Raw genomic sequence first — 22381 nt, 5'->3', positions numbered from 1 at the left:
GAGGCGGGAGCATGGGAAACGCGCGGCGCGGGGCGGCTGAGACACCCCCCGGACACCCCGCTCGCGGCGCTCGCCGAAGTCAGCGGCGAGCACCGCGTACGGAAGGGGGGTCGCCGAGAACGTCAGGCCCGGCGGGCCACGGCGGCGATGAGGGGCTGGACCAGGCGAGCGGCCAGCGGGCCGAACGCCGCCAGGATCAGAACGTAGGCCGCCGCGAGCGGCCCGAGATCGGGATGTGCCCCGGCTGCGACCGCGAGACCGGCGATCACGATGTTGAACTCACCGCGTGGGATGAGCGCGATGCCGGCTCGCACCCGGCCTTCCCGTGCGATGCCCGCCTTCCGGGCCGCGTACGCACCGGTGGCCAGCTTGGTGATCATGCTGACGACGGCGAGCAGCGCGGCCAGCCCGGCGACCGGCCAGATCGCGGCCGGGTCGGTCTGCAGGCCGAAGAACACGAAGAACACCGCGGCGAACAGGTCGCGGAGCGGGGAGAGCAGCGCGCGGGCGTCCTCGGCCAGCTCGCCGGACAGGGCGATGCCCACCAGGAAGGCGCCGACGGCGGCCGAGACCTGCAGCTTCTGGGCGAGTCCGGCGACCAGCAGCGCAAGGCCGACCACCTTGAGCAGCAGGACCTCGGAGTTGGGGCTGCGCACGAACGCCTCGATGACGCGGCCGTACTTCAGGGCGACCAGCAGGACGACGCTGACGGTGGCGAGCGCGATGGCGACGGTGACGGCGCCCCCGATGAAGCCGACGCCGGCGAGCACGGCGGTGAGGATCGGCAGGTACAGCGCCATCGTGAGGTCTTCGAAGACCAGGAGCGACAGCACGACCGGGGTCTCCCGGTTACCGATCCAGCCGAGGTCGGACAGGACCTTGGCCGTGATGCCGGACGACGTCGCGTACGTGACGCCGGCCATGGCGATCGCCGCGACCGGGCCCCAGCCGAGCAGCAGGGCCGCCACCGCGCCGGGGGCGGCGTTGAGGACCAGGTCGACCAGCCCGCCCTTGGCGTTGCCGCGCAGGCTGGTGACCAGTTCGTCCGCGTTGTACTCGAGGCCGAGGGTGAGCAGCAGCAGGATGACGCCCAGTTCGGCGCCGACCGAGATGAAGTCTTCGCTGGTCGCGAGGGGCAGGATGCCGCCGGTGCCGAAGGCGAGACCAGCGATCAGATAGAGAGGGATGGGAGAGATACCGACGCGGAGGGCGAATGCTCCGAGCACGCCCAACGCGAGAACGACACCACCGAGTTCGACGAAGAGGATCGCTGTGTGCACCCGCTGCCCTACCCGTTTGCCATGATCTCGGCGACGGCCTCGGTGCCTTCTGAGCTTCCTACCACGACCACCACGTCTCCTGCCTGAAGCACGAACTCCGGTCCCGGGCTCGCGATCACTTGTCCGGCCCGCACCACGGCGACGATGGACGTCCCCGTACGGGTGCGCACCCGCGCGTCTCCCATCGGCCGCCCCGCGTACGGCGTGCCGGGCGCGATCGGGAGCTGCTCGCTGACGAGCCCCTCGACCTCCCGGTGAAGGGCGTTGAGCCGCTGTACGATCCGCGGCGCGCCCAGCAACTCGGCCAGGGCGTCCGACTCCTCGTCGTTCAGCTTGATCGCCTCGCATGCGCGGTCGGGATCAAGGCGGTCGTACACGATCAGGTCGCGGCGTCCTGTTCGGTGTGACACCACACCGATGCGCCTGCCTGCCTGCGTGACGAACTCGTGACGCAGCCCGATGCCGGGCAGCGCTGTCTGTTCGACCTCCACCGGTCTCCTCACTTCATGTCTGTCCGGGGCCTTTACCGTACCAATCCGGACAGCCTTCCTCGGTTGCACATTCGCCAGAAACCGAATCTTCCTCTGGAGCGGCGGTCTGGCTAGGCTGCGGCGCATGCCCCCCAACCAGACGTCCACCCACGAACCCGAGATCACCGCGCCGATCGATCTCTGCACCGCGGACGGGCGGCTCAACCCGGCCGCCGTCGGCTGGTCGCGCACCCCGCTGCACCGCTGCAACCTGCGCGGATGGGGCCGGACCAAGCGGTGGGAGTACTGGTGCGTGACGACGCCGACGCACCTGATCGCCGTCACCGTCAGCGACATCGACTATCTCGCGCTGAACAGCGTCTACTTCCTGGAGTACGGCGGGCGCGAATACGGCAAGACCGGCATGGCCCCGTTCGCCCGCGGGGTGCGGCTGCCGGCGAGCCTGCTCGCCGGCGACGTGGCGGTGCGCGGCGCGGTGTCCGCCGAGATCCGCCACGAGGAGGGCGGCACCCGGCTGCGGGCCCGCTGCGCCACGCCGGACGGGCCGCTGGAGGCCGACCTGCTGGTCGCGCTGCCGCCGGGGCACGAGACGCTCAGCGTGGTGATCCCGTGGAGCGAGCGCCGCTTCCAGTACACGTCCAAGCACACGGCGCGCCGCGCCGAGGGGACGGTCCGGATCGGCGCGGAGACGATCGACTTCACCGGCTGGGGCGTGCTCGACCACGGCCGGGGCCGCTGGCCGTACGACACCCTGTGGAACTGGGGCGCGGCCTCCGGGGAGACCGACGGGCACGTGGTGGGCCTGCAGTTCGGCGGCAAGTGGACCGCGGGCACCGGCATGACCGAGAACGCGTTGTGCGTGGACGGCCGGCTCACCAAGATCGGCGAGGAGCTGGAGTGGACGTACTCCACCGCCGACTACCTCGCCCCGTGGACGCTGCGGACGCCGGGCTCCGACCGGGTGGATCTGACGTTCACGCCGTTCCACGAGCGGGCCGACCGGACCAACGCCGGGCTGATCGCGACCGAGGGCCACCAGTGCTTCGGCCACTACAGCGGCGTGGTCCGGCCCGAGGGAGGTGCGCCGATCCGGGTGGACGGCCTGCTCGGGTGGGCGGAGCAGGTCCGCATGCGCTGGTAGGTCACGCCGGAGGTATGTCCTGTTTAGGAAGCCGTGACCGGTGAGCAATCTCCAGTAACTACTCTCCCACCCATGTCATCACACGTACGGCGGGCGCTCACGGTCGGCGCCGCCGCCCTGGCCGCCCTCGGCCTCGCCACCCCCGCGGCCCTCGCCACCCCCGACCACACGGTGAAGATCACCGTGATGGCCAGCTCCGACATCCACGGAAACGCCCTCAACTGGGACTACTTCAAGGACGCCGAGTACGACGACAGCGCGCACAACGACATCGGCCTGGCGAAGATCTCCACGCTGGTCAAGGGGATCCGGGCCGAGCGGGGCGCGGACCACACGCTGCTCTTCGACTCCGGCGACACCCTCCAGGGCACGCCGCTCGACTACTACTACGCCAAGGTCGAGCCGATCACGGAGTCCCGCGAGATCCACCCGATGGCCAAGGCCATGAACGCCATCGGGTACGACGCGGTGACCCTCGGCAACCACGAGTTCAACTACGGCCTGCCGCTGCTGGCCACCTGGATCAAGCAGATGAAGGCCCCGGTGCTGGGCGCGAACGCGGTGTCCGCGACGACCGGCCAGCCCGCGTACCAGCCGTTCATCATCAAGACGATGAACGTCAAGGGCGACAAGCCGATCAAGGTGGGCGTCCTCGGGCTGACCAACCCCGGCGTGGCCATCTGGGACAAGGCGAACGTCGAGGGCGAGCTGAAGTTCCTCGACCTGGTCGCCACCGCGAAGAAGTGGGTGCCGGTCATCCGCAACCAGGGTGCCGACGTGGTCCTGGTCACCGCGCACGCGGGCGACAGCGGCCTGTCCTCCTACGGCTCAGACCTCCCGGTGGAGAACGCCGCCGCCCTGGTCGCCGAGGAGGTGCCCGGGATCGACGCGGTCCTCTTCGGCCACGCCCACAACGAGGTGCCGCAGCGCTTCGTCGTCAACAAGGCCACCGGCAAGCAGGTGCTGCTGACCGAGCCGAGCAAGTGGGGCCAGCGGCTGTCCGTGGTGGACTTCACGCTGACCAAGCAGCGCGGCCAGTGGTCCGTCACGACCAAGTCGTCCACCACGCTCAACGCGAACACGGTGGCCGAGGACCCGGCGATCGTCACGCTGATGAAGTCCCAGCACGACGCGACCGTGGGCTACGTCAACCAGGTGATCGCCCAGTCCAAGGAGAAGCTGTCCGCGGCGGAGTCGCCGTACAAGGACACCGCGATCCTGGACTACATCCAGAAGGTGCAGACCGACCTGGTGAGCAAGGCGATCGCGGGCACCCCCGAGGCGTCCCTGCCGGTGCTGTCGATCGCCGCGCCGTTCAGCCGCACGGCCGTCTTCCCCGCCGGCCCGGTGAGCGTCCGCGACATGGCCGGCCTGTACGTCTACGACAACACCCTGCTCGGCGTCACGATGACCGGCGCCCAGATCAAGGACTTCCTGGAGTACTCCGCGAAGTACTTCGCCCAGGTGGCCCCCGGCGCGCCCGTGGACGTCGCCACGCTCACCAACGCGGGCGGCACGCCGGACTACAACTACGACCAGCTCTCGGGCGTCACGTACGACATCGACATCTCCAAGCCGGTCGGGCAGCGCATCGCCGGCCTGTCGTACCAGGGACAGCCGGTCGCCGCCGACCAGCGCTTCGTGGTGGCGATCAACAACTACCGGCAGTCCGGCGGCGGCGGCTTCCCGCACGTCACCACCGCTCCGGTGGTCTACAACGCGCAGGTGGAGATCCGGCAGGCGCTGATCGAGTACGCCGCCGCGTCCGGCACGATCGACCCGGCGACCTTCGCCGAGGCGAACTGGAAGCTGGTCCGCGAGGGCGTTCCGGTCTTCTGACCGATCCCGGAACTACGGCAGGACGCCGCCCTCGTCGAGGATGACCTGGGCGAGCGCGTCCGCGGCGTCGAGGCGGCCAAGTGACTTGGCCGCCCACGCCATCGCGGCGCGGTCGCCCGGGTTGCCCAGCAGGGCGTTCAGCTCGGCGAGCAGCAGGTCCGACCCCGGCCGGTCCTCCAGGATGGCCCGGGCGGCGCCCGACTCGGCCAGATAGCGGGCGTTCTGCCGCTGCTCGTCCCCGGCGGACGGCACCAGCGGGATGAGCACGGACGGCTTGCCCACGGCGGTCAGCTCGGCGATCGTGCCCGCCCCGCTGCGGGAGACCACGATGTCGGCGGCGGCGAACACGTCCGCCAGCTCGCCCCCGATGTACGGCACCGGGTGGTAGCGCCGCCGCAGCTCGGCGGGGAGGCGCGCGGCGGCCTGCGAGAGCTGGTCGATCCAGCCCGCGCCGCACTGGTGCAGCACCTGGGACCGGGTGAGCAGCGAGGGCAGGATCTCCTCGATCATCCTGTTGATCTGGCGGCTGCCCTGGGCGCCGCCGGTGACGTAGATGAGCGGCAGGCCCGGCGTGAGGCCGAAGTGCTCCCACACGGAGGCGGCGTCACCGTGCACGAGGTGCTGCCGGATCGGGTTGCCGGTGACCACGGCGCGCTCGCGGGCCCGCCGCGGCAGGTGGTCGATCGAGGACGGGTGGGTGAGCGCGATCCGCGAGGCGAACCTGGCCAGGATCCGGTTGGCCAGGCCGAGCGCGGTGATCTGCTCGTGCATCACCAGCGGCCGGCCGAGCATCCGGGAGGCCAGGCCGATCGGCACGCACACGTACCCGCCGGTGGACAGCACGACGTCCGGCCGGTAGCGGGCCGCGATGACGGCGGCCTGGGTCAGGCCCACCGGGATCCGGAACATGTCGGCGAGGTTCGACGCCAGCTCGCGGATGTTGGGTCGGCGGCGCAGCTTGCCCGCCTTGATCGCCCGGAACGGGATGCCGTTCTCGGCACTGACCCGGGCCTCCAGGCCGTCGGCCGTGCCCACCCACAGCACGTCGAGGTCGTATCCCGCCGCCGTGGCACGTTCCCGGACCGCCCCGATGGTGGTCAGCGCCGGGTAGGTGTGCCCGCCGGTCCCGCCCCCGGTGACGAGCAGCCGCAGGCTTCGTCGGTCTCCGGCCATCATCCCGTGTGTCCTCTCAACGGTGTCCACAATTGCGGAGCACCACTTTTCCACGAATGCGGCCATGCCCCGACATCAGAGACCGAACGGCCCCCGCGACTGCTGCTCCCTGAACACGCTCGGGGCGACCCCCACGCGCCGCGTGAAGAGCCGGGTAAAGTATCCGGGATCGTCGTACCCGACCCTGCGGGCGACCGCGGCCACCGCGAGGTCGGTGCCGGCCAGCAGCTCCTTGGCCTGGTTGAGACGGATCGCCAGCACGTACTCCTTGGGGCTGCACCCGGCGCTGCGCCGTACGGCGTCGCGGAGATCGTCGACCCGCATGGACAGGCGGCGGGCGTGCTCGGGCACCGACAGCGGCAGGCAGGCGTCCCTGGCCAGGCTCTCCAGCACCGGGTTGCCGTTGGGGTCGTGGTCGGCCCGGCTGCGGCGCAGGGTCACCAGCAGCTCGTGGACGGCGGCGGAGGTCTCGACCTCCATGTGTGGGCCGCCGCGGCGGCAGGCCGCGGCCATCTTCTTGACCACCAGGTGTGCGGGCTCCGCCGACGACAGCGGGACAACCGCCTCCTCCGGGTCGAGGAACCCCAACTCGCCATAAGCGGCGACGGATGGGCCGGTGAAGTCGGCGAAGCACTCCGACCAGCCCGGCTCGTACGGGCCGTAGTGGTGCTCCACGCCGGGGAACAGCCACAGGAGCACGGGGGCGGCCACGTCCACCGGCGGCCGGCCGTCCCAGGAGAACCAGCCCTGGCCGGACAGGACGATCACGGCGACGTGGTGGTCGAGGACGCGGGGGCCGACGGCGGGCAGCCGCCCCCGCTGGGTGCCGACCGCCAGGCAGGCGAGCCCCAGCCGCCGGTGGACCGGACTCGGAGTGAGGTAGTGCCACCAGTGCTCCCAGGGCTCCTGCCCCTGCACCCAGTCGACGGGTCCAACAGGACGCCGCGAATTGTCCATGGTCGCCCCCACCCGGCCCTCGGCAAGCTCGTGTCCCGGGGATCGTAATGAGGCTGAATGACGATCCCGTCACGAACCGAGGGGGATCGTCCGTGGGGACTTTCACAATCGAGGACGGCGTGTTCCGGCTGAACGGCGAGGAGTTCCGCCTGCTCTCCGGCGCCATGCACTACTTCCGGGTGCATCCGGACCAGTGGTCGCACCGGCTGGCGATGATGCGGGCCATGGGGCTCAACACCGTTGAGACCTATGTGCCGTGGAACCTGCACGAACCGCGTCCGGGCATGTATCGGCACCTGGACGACCTTGACCGCTTCCTTGGCGCGGCGGCGGACGCGGACCTGCACGCGATCGTGCGGCCGGGACCGTACATCTGCGCGGAGTGGGACAACGGCGGCCTGCCGTCGTGGGTGACCGGCCGGCTTCGGACGAGCGACCCGGAGTTCCTCGCCCACGTGGACCGGTGGTTCGCCCGGCTCCTCCCCCGCGTCGCCGAGCACCAGATCACCAGGGGCGGAAACGTGCTCATGGTCCAGGTGGAGAACGAGTACGGCTCCTACGGCACGGACGCCGCCTACCTGCGCCACCTCGCGGACGCCATGCGCGGGTCGGGGATCGACGTCCCGCTGTTCACCGCGGACGGAGCCGAGGACCACATGCTGACCGGCGGCTCCCTCCCCGGCGTGCTCGCCACCGCCACGTTCGGCTCCGACCCCGCCGCGGCGCTCGACACCCTGAGGCGGCACCGGCCGGACGACCCGCTGGTCTGCATGGAGCTGTGGATCGGCTGGTTCGACCACTGGGGGCGGGGGCGGGTCACCCGGGACGCGGCCGAGGCCGCCGCCGTGCTGGAGGAGGTGCTGGCGGCGGGAGCGTCCGTCAACATCTACATGGCGCACGGGGGGACGAACTTCGGGACCTGGGCCGGGGCGAACCGCGACCTGGAGACCGGCGCCTACATGCCCACGATCACGTCGTACGACTACGACGCTCCCATCAGCGAGAGCGGCGCGCCAACGGAGAAGTTCCGCCGGTTCCGCGACGTGCTGACGCGCTACAACCCCGCGCCGGAACCCCCTCCCGCGCTGCCCGTGCTTCCCCCGGCCACTGTGCGGCTGACGGAGTCGGCGGCGCTGCTGCCCGTGCTGCCCGCGCTGGCGGGACCGCCCGTCGCCGGCCCGACGCCCCCGTCGTTCGAGGACCTCGGGCTCGACCACGGCCTGGTGCGCTACCGGGTGGAGGTCCCCGGGCCGCGCGGGCCGTACCCGCTGGTCGTGGACGGCCTGCACGACCGGGCCCACGTCTACGTGGACGGCGTCCGCGTGGCCGTGCTGGACCCCGTGGGCCAGAAGGAACACCGGACGGTGGAGGTGTCCGGCCCGGCCACGGTAGAGCTGCTGGTCGAGTCGCTCGGGCGGTTGAACTACGGCCCGCTCATGGGCGAGCGCAAGGGCGTCACCGGCGGGATCAGGCACGAGCGACAGTATCTGCACGGCGTGACGGCGGAGGCGGTCCGGCTCGGCGACCTTCGGTTCGGCGACGCGGGCGAGGTCCCGTTCCGGTCCGGTACGGCGGCCGCCGTGCCGGCCTTCTTCCGGGGCACGGTCACGGTGGAGGAACCGGCCGACACGTTCCTCGCGCTGCCGGGGTGGGGGCACGGCTACGTCTGGGTCAACGGCTTCTGCCTGGGCCGCTACTGGTCGATCGGGCCGCAGCACACGCTCTACGTCCCCGGCCCCCTGCTGCGGACCGGGGACAACGAGATCGTCGTCCTGGAGCTGGATGTGGCCGGGGAGCCCGTCGTGGAGCTGCGGCCGGAGCCCGACCTCGGGTGAGGCCGGGCGTCGCGGGCACCGTCAGAGCTTGACGCTTCCGGCGGCGAGGTCGGCCTTCCAGAAGCGCTGCAACGACACGAAGGCCAGGATGACGGGGACGATCGAGATGAGAGCGCCCGTGACGACGGCGTCGCGCAGGAAGCCGGTGCGGATGCCGTGCCACTTGACCAGGCCCAGGGTGACGGGCCACAGGGCCTGGTCGTTCAGCACCATCATCGGCAGGAAGAAGTTGTTCCAGATCGCCACGAACTGGAACAGGAACAGCGTCACCAGCGCGGGCGCCATCAGCCGGATCCCCATGGTGAAGAAGATCCGCAACTCTCCCGCGCCGTCGATGCGGCCCGCCTCCAGCAGCGTGTCGGGCACCGCCGCCTCGGCGTACGCGCGGGCGAGGTAGACGCCGAACGGGCTGACCATGCAGGGCAGCAGCACGCCCCACATGGTGTTCAGCAGGCCGAGCCGGCTCTCCAGGAGGTACAGCGGAAGCGTGATCAGCGGGGCGGGGATGAGGACCGCCCCCATGACGATCGCGAACACGATGCCGCGGCCGCGGAAGGGATACTTCGCCAGCGCGTACCCCGCCATGGCCGCGAGCAGCGTCGCCCCGAGCGCGCCTCCCCCGGAGTAGATCAGGGTGTTCAGCAGCCAGCGGGAGTACAGACCGCCGTCCTGCGACATCACCCGGTCGATGTTGCCCGCCAGGTGGAGGTCGCCGCCGAACCAGAGGCCGGGCGTGTCGAACAGGTCGGCGGCCGACTTGGTGGCGGACACGACCATCCACCACACCGGCAGCAGGATGTAGACGGCGACGACGAACAGGAACGCGGTGGTGAGCACCTGGGCTCGCATGGACGTTCTCATCGGTCACATCACTCCGCGTCGGGTGAGCCAGGCGGACAGCCGCAGGAAGAGGAAGGACAGCGCGCCGGCGAGCAGGGCGAGCACGATGGCGATCGCCGACCCCAGCGCGTAGTCGTTGTTGTCCAGGGCGACCTGGAGCGACCACATCAGTGGCGTGTAGCTCTTTGAGACGGCGGTGGTGACGCCGCTCAGCACGGTCGGCTCGTTGAAGAGCTGCAGCGTGCCGATGATGGAGAAGACGCCGGTCAGGATGAGCGACGGGCGGATCATCGGCACCTTGATCGACCAGGCGATCCGCCAGGCGCTCGCCCCGTCCATCGCCGCCGCCTCGCACAGCTCGCTGGGGATCGCCCGCAACGCCGAGTAGATGACCAGCATGTTGAAGCCGGTCCACGTCCACGTGACGATGTTGCCGATCGACCACAGCACCACGCCGCCGTCGAGCAGGTCGAGCCCGAACGGCGAGATCTCCGGTGTGTAGAGGAACGACCACACGATCGCCGCGATGACGCCCGGCACGGCGTACGGCAGGAAGTAGACAAGCCGGAAGAACCGCTTGAACCGGGCCGCGTGGCCGTCGAGGAGCAGGGCCAGCACCAGCGCCAGGCCGAGCATGATCGGGACCTGCACGATCCCGAACAGCAGCAGCCGTCGCACCCCGGTCAGGAAGGTGTCGTCCCGGAAGACCGCCGCGTAGTTCGCCAGGCCGGAGAAGACCCGCTCCGGCGTCCCGAACCCGAGACCCGACCGCTTCAGCTTGTACAGGCTCTCGTTGACCGCGTACCCGATGGGGAGCACGAAGAAGACGACGAACAGCGCCCCGAACGGCAGGAGGAAGATCAGCGCCGCCCGGTTGGTCTTCCTGCCGATCACCGTCGTGCCACCCCGGCGGGCCGTCTCATGTTGCTGGACTGCCATGTTTTCGCTTTCTGGAGAGGAAACGTCCCGCACGGCGGCGCCGTACGGGACGTCTCACACGACCTAGCCCTCGGTGACGCTCAGGCCCTTGTCCTTGATGGAGGCCACGGCCTTCTCCTGGACGGTTTTGAGCGCGTCGGCCAGCGTGCCGCCCTTGCTCACCGCCTCACCCACGGCGGAGTTGAAGGCGTCGTTCACGGCGGGGGTCGTCGGGCCCCACGCGAAGGTCGGCGCGACCGTCGTTGCCGCCTCGGAGAACACCTCGAAGACCGGCTGGTCGCCGTAGAACGGCCGCGGCGACTTCATCGCGGGCAGCGAGGTGCCGCCGGCAGAGGTCGGGAACAGGCCGCCGTTGACCATCAGGTCGTCGAACGCGGCCTGGTCGGTGGCCAGCCAGGTGGCGAACTCCACGGCCTCCTTGGGGTGCGCGCACCCCTTCAGCACGGCGTTGGGCGAGCCGCCGACGTTGCCGGTGACCGTCGTGCCGGGCTCCCAGGAGGGCATCGGCGCGACCGCCCACTTGCCCGAGGTCTTCGGGATCGAGTCCTCGAGCACCTTGGTCATCCACACCGCGCCGACCAGCGAGGCGATCCTGCCGTCGGTGAAGTCCTTGAACCAGGCGTCCGACCAGGCGGGCTTGACGTCGACGAGCTTCTTGTCGAGCAGCCCCTGCCAGTAGTTCGCGACCTTGAGCGTGGGCTCGTCGGTGATGCTCACCTTCCACGCGTCGCCGGCGGTGGAGAACCAGCTCGCCCCGGCCTGCCAGGCGTAGCCGCTGAAGCCGTACATGTCGTCCGGGTTGAACGACGTGAGGAAGGCCTTGGGGTCGGCGGCGTGCAGCTTCTCGGCCGCGGCGGCGAACTCGTCCCACGTCTTCGGCACGTCAATCTTGTGCTTGGCGAGGATGTCCTTGCGGTAGAACATGCCCATCGGCCCGGAGTCCACCGGCACGGCCACCTGCCGGCCGCCGAAGGTGACCGAGTTGACCGCCCACTGCTGGAACTTGGCGTTCGACTCCTTGGCGTAGTCGGTGATGTCCTCCAGCGCCCCCTCGACGAGGAAGCTGGCCAGGGTCTCGCCGCCGACCTGGGCCAGGCAGGGGGCGTTCCCGGCCTTCACCGCGCCGAGCATCTTCTGGTAGCCGCCCTTGGCCCCAGGCTCGATCTGGGCGTACTTCACCTGGATGTCCGGGTGGGAGGCGTTCCAGGCCTCGGCCGCCTTGTCGTAGCCGGGCGCCCAGCCCCACCACTCGACGGTCACCGGACCCGCGGACGCGGCCGGTCTGTCCCCACCAGCGTCGGCGCCGCCACCACCACCGCCCCCGCACGCGGCGACCATGAGGATCGCGGCCACTCCGGCGGCCACTCCGGCGCTCCGCCTCGCCTGCTGTGTGACGCCCATGACGCTTCGTCCTCCCTAGCCCACGGTGATCCGGTCAGCCGCAACCTTCACTCCGAGAGCAGGGTCCGCTCCATGGACAAACAGCGGCCGGTCCTTGCACTTTGCGCACGGCGACTTCGAGGGTCACGGAACGCACATCATCTAGCATTGCCCGGAACATCACATTTCGGGGAGGCGTCCATGGCGACCGAGGCGGACCTGCGGCATCTGCACCGCTGCGTGGAGCTGGCGGCCGAGGCGCTGGAGAAGGGCGACGAGCCGTTCGGCTCCGTGCTCGTCGCGGGCGACGGAACCGCGCTGGCCGAGGATCACAACCGGGTCGCCGGGGGCGACCACACCCGGCACCCCGAGTTCGAGCTGGCGCGCTGGGCCGCCGCGAACATGACCCCCGAGGAGCGGGCGGCGGCGACGGTCTACACCTCGGGCGAGCACTGCCCGATGTGCGCGGCCGCGCACGGCTGGGTCGGCCTGGGCCGCATCGTGTACGCGGCCTCGTCCGCGCAGCTCGTCTCCTGGCTGGCCGAACTGGGCGTCCCGGCGGCTCCGGTGCGGGCCCTCCCGATCCAGGAGGTCGCCCCCGGCGTCGTGGTGGAGGGCCCGGTCCCCGAACTCGAAGAGCGGGTGCACGACCTGCACCGCCGCTTCCACACCGCGCGCTGAACAGGGCCGCGCCACCGGTACGGTCGGCGCGGCCCCGGAGAAACGGAACGGCGAGCGGGTCAGGAGTCGGTGCGGTACCGCTCGACCTCCGACCACGGCCCCCACATGCCGGCGAGGACCCGGTCGAACACCTCGCCGTGCCGGACGTACGCCTCGCGGGCGGGGCCGGGGCGCACGCAGAGGTCGTCCTCGTCGTTGACCGACCACGGCGCGACGTCGTGGCCGAGCGCGGCGGGCAGCAGCGACGCGACACCGCGCGCGCCCAGCTCGCTGGTGAGCTGGCGGCGAACCGAACGACCGAGCACGTCGGCGAAGATCTGCGCCCACACCTCGGACCTGGCGCCGCCTCCGGCGAGCCGCCACGGGCGGTCGCCGACGTCGGCGCCGCTGGCCAGGACCCGGTCGAGCTGCACCCGGTGGTACTGCGCGACGCCCTCGATGACCGCGCGGGTGAGGTGGCCGCGACGGTGCATGCCCGAGATGCCGAGGAACGTCCCGGAAGCCGCGGGGTGCTCAGGGGCGCCGTTCACGAAGGGCAGGAACAGCAGGCCGTCCGAGCCCGGCGGCACCGTGGCCGCCTCCGCCAGGAGCTCCGTGGCCGGGACGCCCCCGACCTGGCCGTGCGGCACCGACGAGGACGACAGCCACTCGAGGTTGGCGGCCGAGGTCGGAGCGACCTCCATGGCCAGCATCGTGGCCGTGTCGGGCATCAGCGCGCTGAGGGTGACCTCGGGCGCCGGGGTGCCCGCGGGGACGACCACGCCGTTGATGGCCCACGTGCCGACGATGATCGTCACGTCGCCGAGCGCGCGGCCTCCGGCGCCCAGGGTCGCCGCCACGCAGTCCATGCAGCCCGCGATGATCGGCAGTCCCTCGGGCAGGCCGGTCAGTTCGGCCGCCCGCGCGCTCAGCCCGGCGACGATCTCGCCGGACTCGCGCAGCGGCGGGAACCGCTCCAGGTCGCTCGCGGGCAGCCCGACCAGCTCAAGCGCGGTCGCGCTGTACTCGCGGGTGTCCAGGGCCACCATGCCGAACGCGCTCGCGTCGCTGTAGTCGGCGCTCGGCACACCGGTGAGCTGGCAGGTCACCCAGTCCTTGCACGACAGCGCCCAGCGGGTGGCGGCGTACGCCTCCGGCTCGGCGTCGCGCAGCCAGCTCAGCAGCACGCTGGGCTGGGCCGCCCACGGGATGGATCCGGTCTCGCGGGCCAGGCGGAGCGCGTCCTCCTCGGCGATCTCGTCCACGATGTGCTGGGCCCGGCTGTCCGACGACGCGATCGCCGGGGCGACCGGCCGCAGGGACGCGTCCACCGGGTACAGCCCGTTGCCGTGTGCGGCCACGCCGATGCCGGCCGGGACGTAGCCGTCGGCGGCCAGCTTGCCGGCCAGATCGGCGAGCAGCGACATGACGGTGTCGGCGAGCGCGACCATGTCCACGTCGTGCCGGTGCGCGGTCACCGCGGTGCGCGGCGTGCGGGCGTGGACCACGCCGATCTCGTTGCCCTCGACGTCGAAGGCGGCGGCCTTCGACGCGGTGAGGCCGACGTCCACGCCGATGTAGCAGGGGGTCGGGTCGGTCACGGGGTCCTCCTGTCGCTGCCGCTGGATGTCGAGGTGGCCAGGACTCGGGGGCGGAAGCGGCGCAGCTCCGCCTCGTAGTCGGCGACCTCGGCGCGCGCCCGCGCCTCGTCCCACCCGAGATGCCGTACGGCGACGTCGGCGCAGGCGGGGGCGGCCGACAGGCCCATGTCCGCGCCGAGCCCGACAAGGATACGTCGTAGCAGGATGTCACCCAACGTCACGGCCCCCTCCTCGCGGACGGCCATGACGACCTCGGCGGCCAGCGCGCCGGTCTCGGCGTCCACGACCTGCGCCAGCGACGGGTCCTCGGCGGCGAGTTCGAGCACCCGGCGGGCGCGCACGCCGTAGAGGGTGAGCAGGCGGCGCGACTGCCGGCCGGAGAGCGGCGAGGAGCGGATGAAGTCCTGGGCGAACGCCTTCCAGTCGGAGGTGTCCGCGCCGGGGAACGACCGCTCCCGGGTGAGGCATCGCCGCGGGCGGCGGCCGAGCACGCGCAGCACCTCGTCGGTGACGTCCTCGGCGAGCGCGCGGTGGGTGGTCAGCTTGCCGCCGATGACGGTGAGCAGCCCCTCGTACGCGGGGGCGTGGTTGAGCACCGTGTGCCCCCGGCTGATCTTGGCGTTGTCCGACACGCCCTCCGTGTACGGCAGCGGCCGCACCCCGGCGATGCTGTACAGCACGTCGGACGGCGCGAGCCGGGCGTCGGGGAAGATCCGGTTGGTCTCCGCGAGCAGGTACTCGATCTCGGCGTCGCTGGCGACGACCTCGTCCAGGTCGCCCTCGTAGGTGAGGTCGGTGCTGCCCATGACGTACCGGCCCTGCCAGGGGAAGACGAAGATCGGCCGCTGGTCGGAGGCGGCCTCGAAGAAGATGCAGGTGTCGGGGGCGCCGGGGAACGGGTCCACGACGATGTGGCTGCCCTTGGTGCCGCCGTTGAGGCGGCGGCTCTTCACCTGGCCGTCGAGGATGCGGTCGATCCACGGCCCGGCCGCGTTGACGGTGATGGCGGCCCGGATCTCGCTCCGCTCGCCGGTGGCGTTGTCCTCGATCCGCAGGCCGCGGACCTGGTCGCCCTCGACGATCAGCCCGGTGACCGTGGTGTAGGTGAGCACGCGCGCGCCGAGGCGCTGGGCGTCGAGCAGCAGCTCGACGCAGAGCCGCTCGGCCCATGGCACCTGCGCGTCGTGGAACAGGGCCGCGCCGCGCAGCCCCTTGCGGGACAGCGTGGGCCAGCGGCGGGCGACCTTGCGCACGGAGACGCTGCGGCTGATGCCGCGCCCGCGGTTCATGGCCATGACGTCGAACGCCGCCAGGCCGAGCCTGATCAGGGGGCCGGGCCTGCTGTCCCCCTTGTAGGAGGGGATGAGCATCGGGTAGTCCCGGACGAGGTGCGGCGCGGTGCGGAACAGCAGGTGCCGCTCGCGGATGGACTCGTGCACGAGCGTGAAGTCGTAGCGTTCGAGGTACTTCAGGCCGCCGTGGATCAGCCTGCTCGACGTGCTCGACGTGCCCGCGCCCACGTCGGCGCGGTCGACGACGACGACGCGCAACCCGCGGGCGGCGGCGTCTCGGGCTACGGCGAGCCCGTTGATACCGGCTCCGATGACGGCGAGGTCGACGACGTCGTCACGTCCGGCGTGGTGGTGCGGCATGGGGTTGCTCCCGGGAATGGCGGGCGGGGGTCCCCGCCGCGGCACTGCCGATGCCGCCCGGGGACCCGCGCCCTGGAAGGGTCAGGACGCTGCGGTGCCGGCGGCCGAGCGCTCCTTGAAGAGCTCCAGGGCCTCTTCCGGCTTCAGACCGTCGTGAACGACCGCGCGCACGGCGGCGAGCATGGCGGCGGGGTGCTCGCTCTGGAAGATGTTGCGGCCCATGTCCACGCCGGCGGCGCCCTCCTGGATGGAGCGGTACGCCATGGTCAGCGCGTCCAGCTCGGGCAGCTTCTTGCCGCCGGCCACGATGATCGGCACCGGGCAGCTCGCGGTGACGGTCTCGAAGCCCTCCGAGACGTAGTACGTCTTGACGATGTGCGCGCCCATCTCGGCGGTGATCCGGGTCGCCAGCCGGAAGTAGCGGGCGTCGCGGACCATGTCCTTGCCGACGGCGGTGACGCCGAGGACGGGGACGCCGTGCCGCTGACCGGCGTCCACGAGCTTGGCCAGGTTGGCGACCGAGCGGGACTCGTGCTCGCCGCCGACGAACACCTGGATGGCCAGGGCGTCCGCGTTGAGACGGACCGCGTCCTCGATGTCGAGCGCGATGTGCTCGTCGGACAGCTCGCGCAGGATGCTCGGGCCGCCGCTGGCGCGCAGCACGATGCCGGCGCCGGTGGTGGAGGGGATGCTGGTGCGCAGCGCGCCCCGCGTCATCATGATCGCGTCGGCGTCGGGCACGAGCGGCGCGATGTTGAGGTCGAGACGCTCCAGGCCCGCCATCGGCCCGACGAAGTAGCCGTGGTCGAACGCCAGCATTACCGTCCGCCCGGTGTCCGGCCGGAAGATGCGGGACAGCCGGTTCTGCAGCCCCCAGTCCTGCGCGTGCGCGCCCTTCACGTGGAAGCCGCCCGCCGGGGCCGCGGACGTCCCGAAGTCGCGGGCGTCGATCAGGCCGTCGGTGTCAGCCATGAGTGTTGTCTCCTGTTGTTGTGGTGGTAGCGGCCGCTGTTCGCGGCCGTCTTCTGAATCGGGAGGCCGTGCCCCCGGCACGGTCACCCCCGCCGGCGAGGAAGAGGACGAAGAGCACCAGGCCGCCCTTCAGCAGGTTCTGCGCGGCCGTGCTCCAGCCCACGAGGTTGACCAGGCCGTCGAGCAGGATGAAGAAGAGACCCGCTCCCCACACGCCCACCGGCACGGCCCGGCCGCCGGAGATGAGCGTGCCGCCGATGACGACGACGGCGACGGAGTCGAGCAGGTAGCGCGTGCCGAGGTCGGCGGAGGGCGCGATGTAGGCCGCGAGCAGGGCGCCCGTCAGTCCGGCGAGCGCGCCGCTCACGAGGTACGTGGTCGCGATGACGCGGGCGACCGGGATGCCGGCCCGCTCCGCGGCCCGGCGGTTCTGCCCGACCGCGAGCAGGGAGCGGCCGTAGACCGTACGGCGCAGCAGCACGATGACCAGCCCGGTCAGGGCCGCGACGGCCACGGCGAGGACGGGAATGCCCGCCGGGCGCACGTTGAGGAGCTGCCGCAGGCCGGGGTCGGGCACCGCGGTGAAGCCGTTCGCGAGGGACAGCGTGACCGACGAGGCGACGAGCCCGGCGGCCAGCGTGGCGATGATCGGCGGCACGGACAGGCCGAGGATGGCCACGGTGCTGATGGTGGCGACGAGGACGCCGACGCCGATGCCGGCGAGGATGCCGACGGTCGCCGACCCGGTCGAGGCGGCCACCCCGACCGAGACGAACCCGGCCAGCGAGATGATCGACGCCACCGACACGTCGATGTTGCCGGGGCCTGCCGTGATGACGAGCATCTGCCCGAGCCCGACGACGACGAGGTACGGCGCCAGGGACAGCGCGAGCGACACCGTCTGGCCGCCGCCCTGGCCTGAGATGGCCATGATGATCGCCCAGACGAGCACCGCCGCGGCGAAGCCCCAGATCCACGGGCGCGAGACGATCGTGCGGATGTTCATCGCAGCACCTTCCCGACCACGACGCGGCCGGCGAGCACGGCCAGGACGATCACGCCTTGCACGGCGGACTGCATGTTCGACGGCACGTCGAGCAGACTGAGGACGACGCTGACCAGTCCGAGCGTCACGCCGCCGATGGCCACGCCCCAGGGCACGGCGCTCCCGCCGAAGAAGGAGCCGCCGCCGAGGATCACCGCGGCCACGGTCATGAGCTGGTAGCTGGTGGCCGACGACACGTCCCCGCCGCCCGTCTGGGAGGCCAGGACGAGGCCGGAGAGCACGCCGAGCGCGCCCGCCGTCGTGTACGCGATGACGCGGGAGGCGAGCGGCCGCATCCCGGCCCGCTCGAGCGCCACCGGGTTGCTGCCCAGGCCGCGCATCCGCACGCCGAGCCCGCTGCGCGAGCTGAGCAGGTACACCACCAGGGAGACGACCAGGATCGGCAGCAGCGGCGCGGGGAACCCGGCGGGCGCCCACGAGCCGAACGACGCCAGCCACTCGGGGGTCGAGCCGCCGGGCGTCGGCAGGATGAACAGGCCGAGCCCCAGCCAGACGAACGAGGCGCCGAGGGTCGCGATCAGCGACGGCACCCGGCGCAGGTGGATGAGCGCGCCCAGCACCGCGTACGCGGCGACGAGGCCGGCCAGGGTCAGGACGCCGAGCAGCGGCGACGTCACCAGCATGGTGGCCGACACGACCGTGACCAGGCCGACGAAGTTGCCGATCCCGAGGTCGATGTCGCCGACCGACATGAGCGTCATCTGGGCTTGGGCCGCGATGACGAGCGGCACGGTCGCCGACAGCACGAGCGTCAGGCCGCCCACGCTCAGCACGTCCGACTGCAGCGAGGCACAGACCGCGACCATCGCGGCGAGGGCGACGGCGCTGACCACGGCGGGCGCCGTGCGGCGCATCCTGGCCCGGGACGGCAGGGCCGACGCGAGGAGCTCACTCATTGCTCTGCTCTCCATCCGACTCGGACTCGGCGAAGGAGACGGCGATGATCCGTTCCTCGGAGATCTCTTCGCCGACCAGCTCGGCGACCACGCGGCCGGCGCGGAACACGTAGACCCGGTCGCAGTGGGCCATCTCCGCGTTCTCGCTGGAGTACCAGACGACGCTCCGGCCCTGCGCCGCCTCCTGCCGGATCAGCGCGTACAGGTCGGTCTTGGTGTGCACGTCCACGCCGCGGAAGGGGTCGTCGAGCAGCACGAGCTCCGCCGTGGAGGCGAACGCCCGGGCGACGATGACCTTCTGCTGGTTGCCGCCGCTCAGTTCGGTGATGCCGGCGTCCGCGCCACCGCGGATCGCCAGCCGCTCGACCCAGTCGCCGACGGCCGCGCGCTCCTCGGCCGGGCGGCGCAGGCCCTGGCGTGCGAGGCCGCGCATGGCGGTGACGATGAGGTTCTCGGCGACGCTCCACAGGGGCAGCACGCCGGAGCGCTGCCGGTCGCCGGGCACGTACGCGCGGGTGCCGACCACCGTGGTGTCGCGCCGGACAGGGCGCCACAGGCGTTCGAGCACCTCCTGCTGGCCTTGCCCGGCCAGCCCGGCGAGGCCCACGACCTCGCCGGCGCCGACCCGCAGGGAGACCTCGCGCAGGCCGGGTCCGGTGGCGCCGCGCAGCTCGGCCACGACCGGCCGGTCGGCGCCGTCTCCGGCGGCTCGGGCGGCGGCGCGCTCCCGATCCGAGGGGACCGCGACATGCGCGCCCATCAGTTCCAGCACGTCCTGCTCGCCCAGCCCCTCGGCGAACCGCTCGGCGGTGACCGCGCCGTCGCGCAGCACGGCGACGCGGTCGGCCACCGAGAGGACCTCCCGGATGCGGTGCGAGATGAGCAGCACGGCGGTGCCCGCCGCGGTCAGCGTGCGGACGTAGTCGTACAGCGAGCGCGCCGCGTCGGGGCCGAGTGACTCGGTCGGCTCATCCAGGATGAGCAGGTCGAGCCGATCCACCAGGCTGGCCCGGGTGATCTCGACCATCTGGCGCTGGGCCAGCGACAGGTCCTCGACCCGGTCGCGCGGCGTCACGCCGTGGCCGGGGAACATCTCGTCGAGGCGGCGGCGCACGGCGTCGCTCGCGGCCCGCCGCCAGCGCAGGCGCGGGAGGCAGTGCCGCGACGACACCCAGATGTTCTCCGCCACCGTGAGATCGGGGCAGAGCGAGGTCTCCTGGTAGGCCATCCGCACCGCGCGGAAGTCCTGCGCGCGCGGTCCGGCCGCGCCGGAGACCTCCTTCCCGTGCACCAGGACCGCGCCCTCGTCGCAGGCCTCCAGTCCGGCGAGCACGCGCATCAGCGTGCTCTTGCCGGCTCCGTTGTGGCCGACGAGCCCGAGCACCTCTCCCGCGCGGACCTCCAGGTCCACGCCGGTGAGCGCCCGGGTGCGCCCGTACGTCTTGGTCACGCCCTTGGCGATGACGACGGGCTCGCCGGCCCGCGGTCCCCGGTTGTCCACGTGCATGCCCTCCTGTGCGTACTCCAGGTCAGCCGGCGGCCGTCGGGATCGGCGGCTGCACCGGCTCGCCGCCGGTCTTCACGGCCTCGACCTGCTTCTGGAACAGGTCGCGGGTCCACGGCCACGCCGCGTACTCGTCGGGCTTGAGCGCGGCGGCCCAGGCGTCGCGGTCCTTCTGCTCCACGAGGACGATCGGGAAGGTCAGCTGCTTCGGCACGTCCTTGCCGTCGAGCAGGTCGAGGGCCTCCCACAGGGCGGCGACCGACTGGCCCGGGTCGGACATGACCGCGACCGAACCGTTGTCGATCTTGTTGTCCTTCCAGTAGTTCAGGGCGCGTCCGTTGGTCTCGAACGTCACGGCGGGCACCGGCTTGCCGGCGGTGGCGAACGCCTGGGCGACGCCGTAGCCGTCGCCGCAGCCGATGACGCCGTCGACCTTGGGCACGCTGGACAGCACGCCGAGCACGGCCTTCTGCGCGGTGGCGCCGTCACACATGCCGGTCACCGTCGCGGCGGTCTTCACGTCGGCGTACTCGCCGAGGATCTTCTTGGTGGTGTCGAACATCTCGGCCTCGGGCTGCGAGCCGACGACGCCGCGGCTCACGATGACGTTGCCCTTGCCGCCGATGCCCTCGAGGAGCGGCTTCGCGGCGTAGGTGGCCCAGTCGACGAAGCTGTTCTGCAGCACGTACGCGCACGGGGCGTCGATCGCGGAGTCGAACACCACGACCTTGACGCCGGCGTCGCAGGCCTGCTGGATGACCGGCTTGAGCGCGGTCGGCGAGGACGGGTCGATCAGCAGCGCGTCCGGCTTCTGCAGGAGCAGGCTCTTGATCTGCGCGACCTGCTCGGTGGCCGAGTTCTCACCGGGCGCGTTGACGACCTTGTACTTGCTGATCAGGCCGTCCTGCTGCGCCTGCGTGGCCGCCGCCTCGAACTTGGCGATCATCGTCTGCCGCCAGCCGTTGCCGATGAAGCCGTTGCTCAGCGCGATGAACGGCTTGTCGCCGCTGCCGCCGGAGCTCGCCTTGTCACCGGAGGCGTTGTCGCCGGAGCCACAGCCCGTGGCCAGAACCGCGAGGGCGGCGATGGTCGCCGCGGAGGCCGCGCGCCAGGGCCGGCGAGAGGTACGGATACGCATCGTGTCTCCAGAGAGAGCAGGTCCGCCGTAGCGGGAGAAGTCGAAAGCCGCGGGAACGCATCACTCGCGAGAGAGCGGGATGTCATTACAGGCCTGTAGTGACAAGCAAACTAAGCCGACGTTACGGAGCTGTCAAGAGAGAGTTTCCTGGGCCACACGAGCTGGGCAATGCAGGATAATCTTCACGACAGGTTCGACAGCCTGTCATGACAGGCTGCCGGGCATGGCATGCTTCCAGAAGCTTGCCTCCAAGGAGGGGACCCGTGACGATCACCTATCCGCGCCTCAACCGCGACGGGGCGGAGCCGCTGTGGATGCAGCTCATGCGGGCCTTACGGGCGGAGATCGAGAGCGGCGAGCTGGGCCCGGACCAGCCACTGCCGTCCGAGGCCGAGCTGAGCGACATGTTCAGCGTGTCCCGCACCGTCGTACGCGAAGCCCTGCGGGAACTCGTGCAGCAGCGCCTCATCTACAAGATCAAGGGGCGCGGCGCCTTCGTCTCACCGCGCAAGACGGAGCTGCGGTTCGTCGGAACGACGTCCGGCTCCGCCGACGATCTGCGGGAGTCCGGACGCCGGGTGACCACGCAGACCATCCACCAGTCGCTGGGCCAGGCGGACGAGCGGGAGGCCGCCCTCCTCCGGATCCCGCGCGGCGAGGAGGTCGTCCGGCTGCGCCGGCTCCGCTGCGTGGACGGCCAGCCGTGGCTGCTCGTCGACACCGCGCTGCCCGCCCGCCTGGTCCCCGGCCTGGAGCGCGCCGTCCTGGAGAACCAGTCCCTGTACGACGTGCTGCGGCGGCGGTACGGCATCGAGCCGGCGGCCGCGGACCGCTGGATCGAGGCGGTCTTCCCCGACTCCGAGGACGCGGCGCTGCTGGAGGTCTCCACCTCGACGCCGCTGCTCGGCATCGAGTCGGTCGCCTGGCTGGACGACAACACCCGGTTCGAGGCGTACTACGCGCTGCACCGCAGCGACCAGACCCGGTTCTACGTCGGCATCCGATGAGGGGCGTTCG

At 71.5% G+C, this 22381-nt stretch carries 19 protein-coding genes; 5 read left to right on the top strand and 14 right to left on the bottom strand.

Going from position 1 to position 22381, the window contains the following annotated elements; genetic code table 11:
* Positions 1–122: 122 nt before the first annotated feature.
* Positions 123–1280 (bottom strand): cation:proton antiporter, encoded by a 1158-nt coding sequence (locus tag ACQP1V_RS09630; protein ID WP_067135742.1) that lies wholly within the window; start codon positions 1278–1280, stop codon positions 123–125.
* Positions 1281–1288: 8 nt separating this feature from the next.
* Entirely contained in the window at positions 1289–1771 is a 483-nt protein-coding gene (locus tag ACQP1V_RS09625; protein ID WP_067135740.1) for a cation:proton antiporter regulatory subunit, read from the bottom strand.
* 124 nt (positions 1772–1895) lie between these two features.
* Between ACQP1V_RS09625 and ACQP1V_RS09620 the strand changes: the two genes are divergently transcribed.
* A complete protein-coding gene (locus tag ACQP1V_RS09620; RefSeq protein WP_433421076.1) occupies positions 1896–2912 on the top strand; it encodes a DUF2804 domain-containing protein in 1017 nt (338 codons plus the stop codon).
* 72 nt (positions 2913–2984) lie between these two features.
* Entirely contained in the window at positions 2985–4751 is a 1767-nt protein-coding gene (locus ACQP1V_RS09615) for a bifunctional metallophosphatase/5'-nucleotidase (RefSeq protein ID WP_433421073.1), read from the top strand.
* A 12-nt stretch (positions 4752–4763) separates the two neighbouring features.
* Here ACQP1V_RS09615 and ACQP1V_RS09610 read toward each other — a convergent pair whose 3' ends face one another.
* Together ACQP1V_RS09610 and ACQP1V_RS09605 are read right to left on the bottom strand one after the other, a co-directional pair.
* A complete protein-coding gene (locus tag ACQP1V_RS09610; RefSeq protein WP_433421070.1) occupies positions 4764–5927 on the bottom strand; it encodes a UDP-N-acetylglucosamine--N-acetylmuramyl-(pentapeptide) pyrophosphoryl-undecaprenol N-acetylglucosamine transferase in 1164 nt (387 codons plus the stop codon).
* Positions 5928–5999: 72 nt separating this feature from the next.
* Complete coding sequence (locus tag ACQP1V_RS09605) at positions 6000–6881, bottom strand: AraC family transcriptional regulator (RefSeq protein ID WP_433421068.1); 882 nt, start codon at positions 6879–6881, stop codon at positions 6000–6002.
* Between the two features lie 92 nt (positions 6882–6973).
* Between ACQP1V_RS09605 and ACQP1V_RS09600 the strand changes: the two genes are divergently transcribed.
* On the top strand, positions 6974–8716 hold the full coding sequence (locus ACQP1V_RS09600) for a beta-galactosidase (protein ID WP_433421065.1): 1743 nt from the start codon (positions 6974–6976) through the stop codon (positions 8714–8716).
* 21 nt (positions 8717–8737) lie between these two features.
* On the opposite strand, the gene ACQP1V_RS09595 is transcribed toward ACQP1V_RS09600, so the two are convergent.
* The 3 genes from ACQP1V_RS09595 to ACQP1V_RS09585 all read right to left on the bottom strand — a co-directional run bounded on the left by ACQP1V_RS09595 (position 8738) and on the right by ACQP1V_RS09585 (position 11896).
* Entirely contained in the window at positions 8738–9565 is an 828-nt protein-coding gene (locus tag ACQP1V_RS09595; protein ID WP_433421062.1) for a carbohydrate ABC transporter permease, read from the bottom strand.
* Between the two features lie 15 nt (positions 9566–9580).
* Positions 9581–10495 carry a carbohydrate ABC transporter permease gene (locus ACQP1V_RS09590; RefSeq protein WP_387412950.1) on the bottom strand — a complete coding sequence of 305 codons (915 nt, stop codon included), beginning with the start codon at positions 10493–10495 and terminating at the stop codon, positions 9581–9583.
* Between the two features lie 63 nt (positions 10496–10558).
* The gene (locus tag ACQP1V_RS09585; RefSeq protein WP_433421059.1) at positions 10559–11896 is read right to left on the bottom strand and encodes an ABC transporter substrate-binding protein; all 1338 of its coding nucleotides are present in this window, start codon (positions 11894–11896) and stop codon (positions 10559–10561) included.
* A 180-nt stretch (positions 11897–12076) separates the two neighbouring features.
* Between ACQP1V_RS09585 and ACQP1V_RS09580 the strand changes: the two genes are divergently transcribed.
* On the top strand, positions 12077–12556 hold the full coding sequence (locus tag ACQP1V_RS09580) for a nucleoside deaminase (RefSeq protein WP_433421056.1): 480 nt from the start codon (positions 12077–12079) through the stop codon (positions 12554–12556).
* A 59-nt stretch (positions 12557–12615) separates the two neighbouring features.
* Here ACQP1V_RS09580 and ACQP1V_RS09575 read toward each other — a convergent pair whose 3' ends face one another.
* The 7 genes from ACQP1V_RS09575 to ACQP1V_RS09545 all read right to left on the bottom strand — a co-directional run bounded on the left by ACQP1V_RS09575 (position 12616) and on the right by ACQP1V_RS09545 (position 21364).
* Positions 12616–14136, bottom strand: coding sequence for an FGGY-family carbohydrate kinase (locus ACQP1V_RS09575; protein ID WP_433421053.1), 1521 nt, complete (start codon positions 14134–14136; stop codon positions 12616–12618).
* Positions 14133–15788 (bottom strand): glycerol-3-phosphate dehydrogenase/oxidase, encoded by a 1656-nt coding sequence (locus ACQP1V_RS09570; RefSeq protein ID WP_433421050.1) that lies wholly within the window; start codon positions 15786–15788, stop codon positions 14133–14135. Before ACQP1V_RS09570 ends, ACQP1V_RS09575 begins: the two co-directional genes overlap by 4 nt.
* 81 nt (positions 15789–15869) lie before the next feature.
* On the bottom strand, positions 15870–16760 hold the full coding sequence (lsrF, locus tag ACQP1V_RS09565) for a 3-hydroxy-5-phosphonooxypentane-2,4-dione thiolase (RefSeq protein ID WP_067135726.1): 891 nt from the start codon (positions 16758–16760) through the stop codon (positions 15870–15872).
* A complete protein-coding gene (locus ACQP1V_RS09560; protein WP_387412940.1) occupies positions 16753–17766 on the bottom strand; it encodes an ABC transporter permease in 1014 nt (337 codons plus the stop codon). Before ACQP1V_RS09560 ends, lsrF begins: the two co-directional genes overlap by 8 nt.
* Positions 17763–18722: an ABC transporter permease gene (locus ACQP1V_RS09555; protein WP_433421047.1), complete on the bottom strand. Its 960-nt coding sequence runs from the start codon at positions 18720–18722 to the stop codon at positions 17763–17765. The genes ACQP1V_RS09560 and ACQP1V_RS09555 overlap by 4 nt, the downstream gene beginning before the upstream one ends.
* Positions 18715–20229 carry a sugar ABC transporter ATP-binding protein gene (locus ACQP1V_RS09550; protein ID WP_387412936.1) on the bottom strand — a complete coding sequence of 505 codons (1515 nt, stop codon included), beginning with the start codon at positions 20227–20229 and terminating at the stop codon, positions 18715–18717. The genes ACQP1V_RS09555 and ACQP1V_RS09550 overlap by 8 nt, the downstream gene beginning before the upstream one ends.
* A 22-nt stretch (positions 20230–20251) precedes the next feature.
* Positions 20252–21364, bottom strand: a complete 1113-nt coding sequence (locus ACQP1V_RS09545) for an ABC transporter substrate-binding protein (RefSeq protein ID WP_387412934.1) — start codon at positions 21362–21364, stop codon at positions 20252–20254.
* Positions 21365–21627: 263 nt separating this feature from the next.
* On the opposite strand from ACQP1V_RS09545, the gene ACQP1V_RS09540 reads away from it, so the two are divergent.
* Positions 21628–22371, top strand: a complete 744-nt coding sequence (locus ACQP1V_RS09540; protein ID WP_387412932.1) for a GntR family transcriptional regulator — start codon at positions 21628–21630, stop codon at positions 22369–22371.
* The last annotated feature ends 10 nt before the right edge of the window (positions 22372–22381 follow it).

Source organism: Microtetraspora malaysiensis, assembly GCF_050947145.1.
GTDB classification, from domain to species: domain Bacteria; phylum Actinomycetota; class Actinomycetes; order Streptosporangiales; family Streptosporangiaceae; genus Microtetraspora_A; species Microtetraspora_A malaysiensis.
This window is presented reverse-complemented; position numbering and strand designations above follow the sequence as displayed.

What these genes read in the sequence shown, in the direction of transcription:
- ACQP1V_RS09550 (WP_387412936.1), bottom strand. Translation starts at nt 20,229, where the DNA reads ATGCACGTGGACAACCGGGGACCGCGGGCCGGCGAGCCCGTCGTCATC.
- ACQP1V_RS09560 (WP_387412940.1), bottom strand. Translation starts at nt 17,766, where the DNA reads ATGAACATCCGCACGATCGTCTCGCGCCCGTGGATCTGGGGCTTCGCC.
- lsrF (WP_067135726.1), bottom strand. Translation starts at nt 16,760, where the DNA reads ATGGCTGACACCGACGGCCTGATCGACGCCCGCGACTTCGGGACGTCC.
- ACQP1V_RS09570 (WP_433421050.1), bottom strand. Translation starts at nt 15,788, where the DNA reads ATGCCGCACCACCACGCCGGACGTGACGACGTCGTCGACCTCGCCGTC.
- ACQP1V_RS09555 (WP_433421047.1), bottom strand. Translation starts at nt 18,722, where the DNA reads ATGAGTGAGCTCCTCGCGTCGGCCCTGCCGTCCCGGGCCAGGATGCGC.
- ACQP1V_RS09585 (WP_433421059.1), bottom strand. Translation starts at nt 11,896, where the DNA reads ATGGGCGTCACACAGCAGGCGAGGCGGAGCGCCGGAGTGGCCGCCGGA.
- ACQP1V_RS09620 (WP_433421076.1), top strand. Translation starts at nt 1,896, where the DNA reads ATGCCCCCCAACCAGACGTCCACCCACGAACCCGAGATCACCGCGCCG.
- ACQP1V_RS09610 (WP_433421070.1), bottom strand. Translation starts at nt 5,927, where the DNA reads ATGATGGCCGGAGACCGACGAAGCCTGCGGCTGCTCGTCACCGGGGGC.
- ACQP1V_RS09590 (WP_387412950.1), bottom strand. Translation starts at nt 10,495, where the DNA reads ATGGCAGTCCAGCAACATGAGACGGCCCGCCGGGGTGGCACGACGGTG.
- ACQP1V_RS09605 (WP_433421068.1), bottom strand. Translation starts at nt 6,881, where the DNA reads ATGGACAATTCGCGGCGTCCTGTTGGACCCGTCGACTGGGTGCAGGGG.
- ACQP1V_RS09595 (WP_433421062.1), bottom strand. Translation starts at nt 9,565, where the DNA reads ATGCGAGCCCAGGTGCTCACCACCGCGTTCCTGTTCGTCGTCGCCGTC.
- ACQP1V_RS09580 (WP_433421056.1), top strand. Translation starts at nt 12,077, where the DNA reads ATGGCGACCGAGGCGGACCTGCGGCATCTGCACCGCTGCGTGGAGCTG.
- ACQP1V_RS09615 (WP_433421073.1), top strand. Translation starts at nt 2,985, where the DNA reads ATGTCATCACACGTACGGCGGGCGCTCACGGTCGGCGCCGCCGCCCTG.
- ACQP1V_RS09545 (WP_387412934.1), bottom strand. Translation starts at nt 21,364, where the DNA reads ATGCGTATCCGTACCTCTCGCCGGCCCTGGCGCGCGGCCTCCGCGGCG.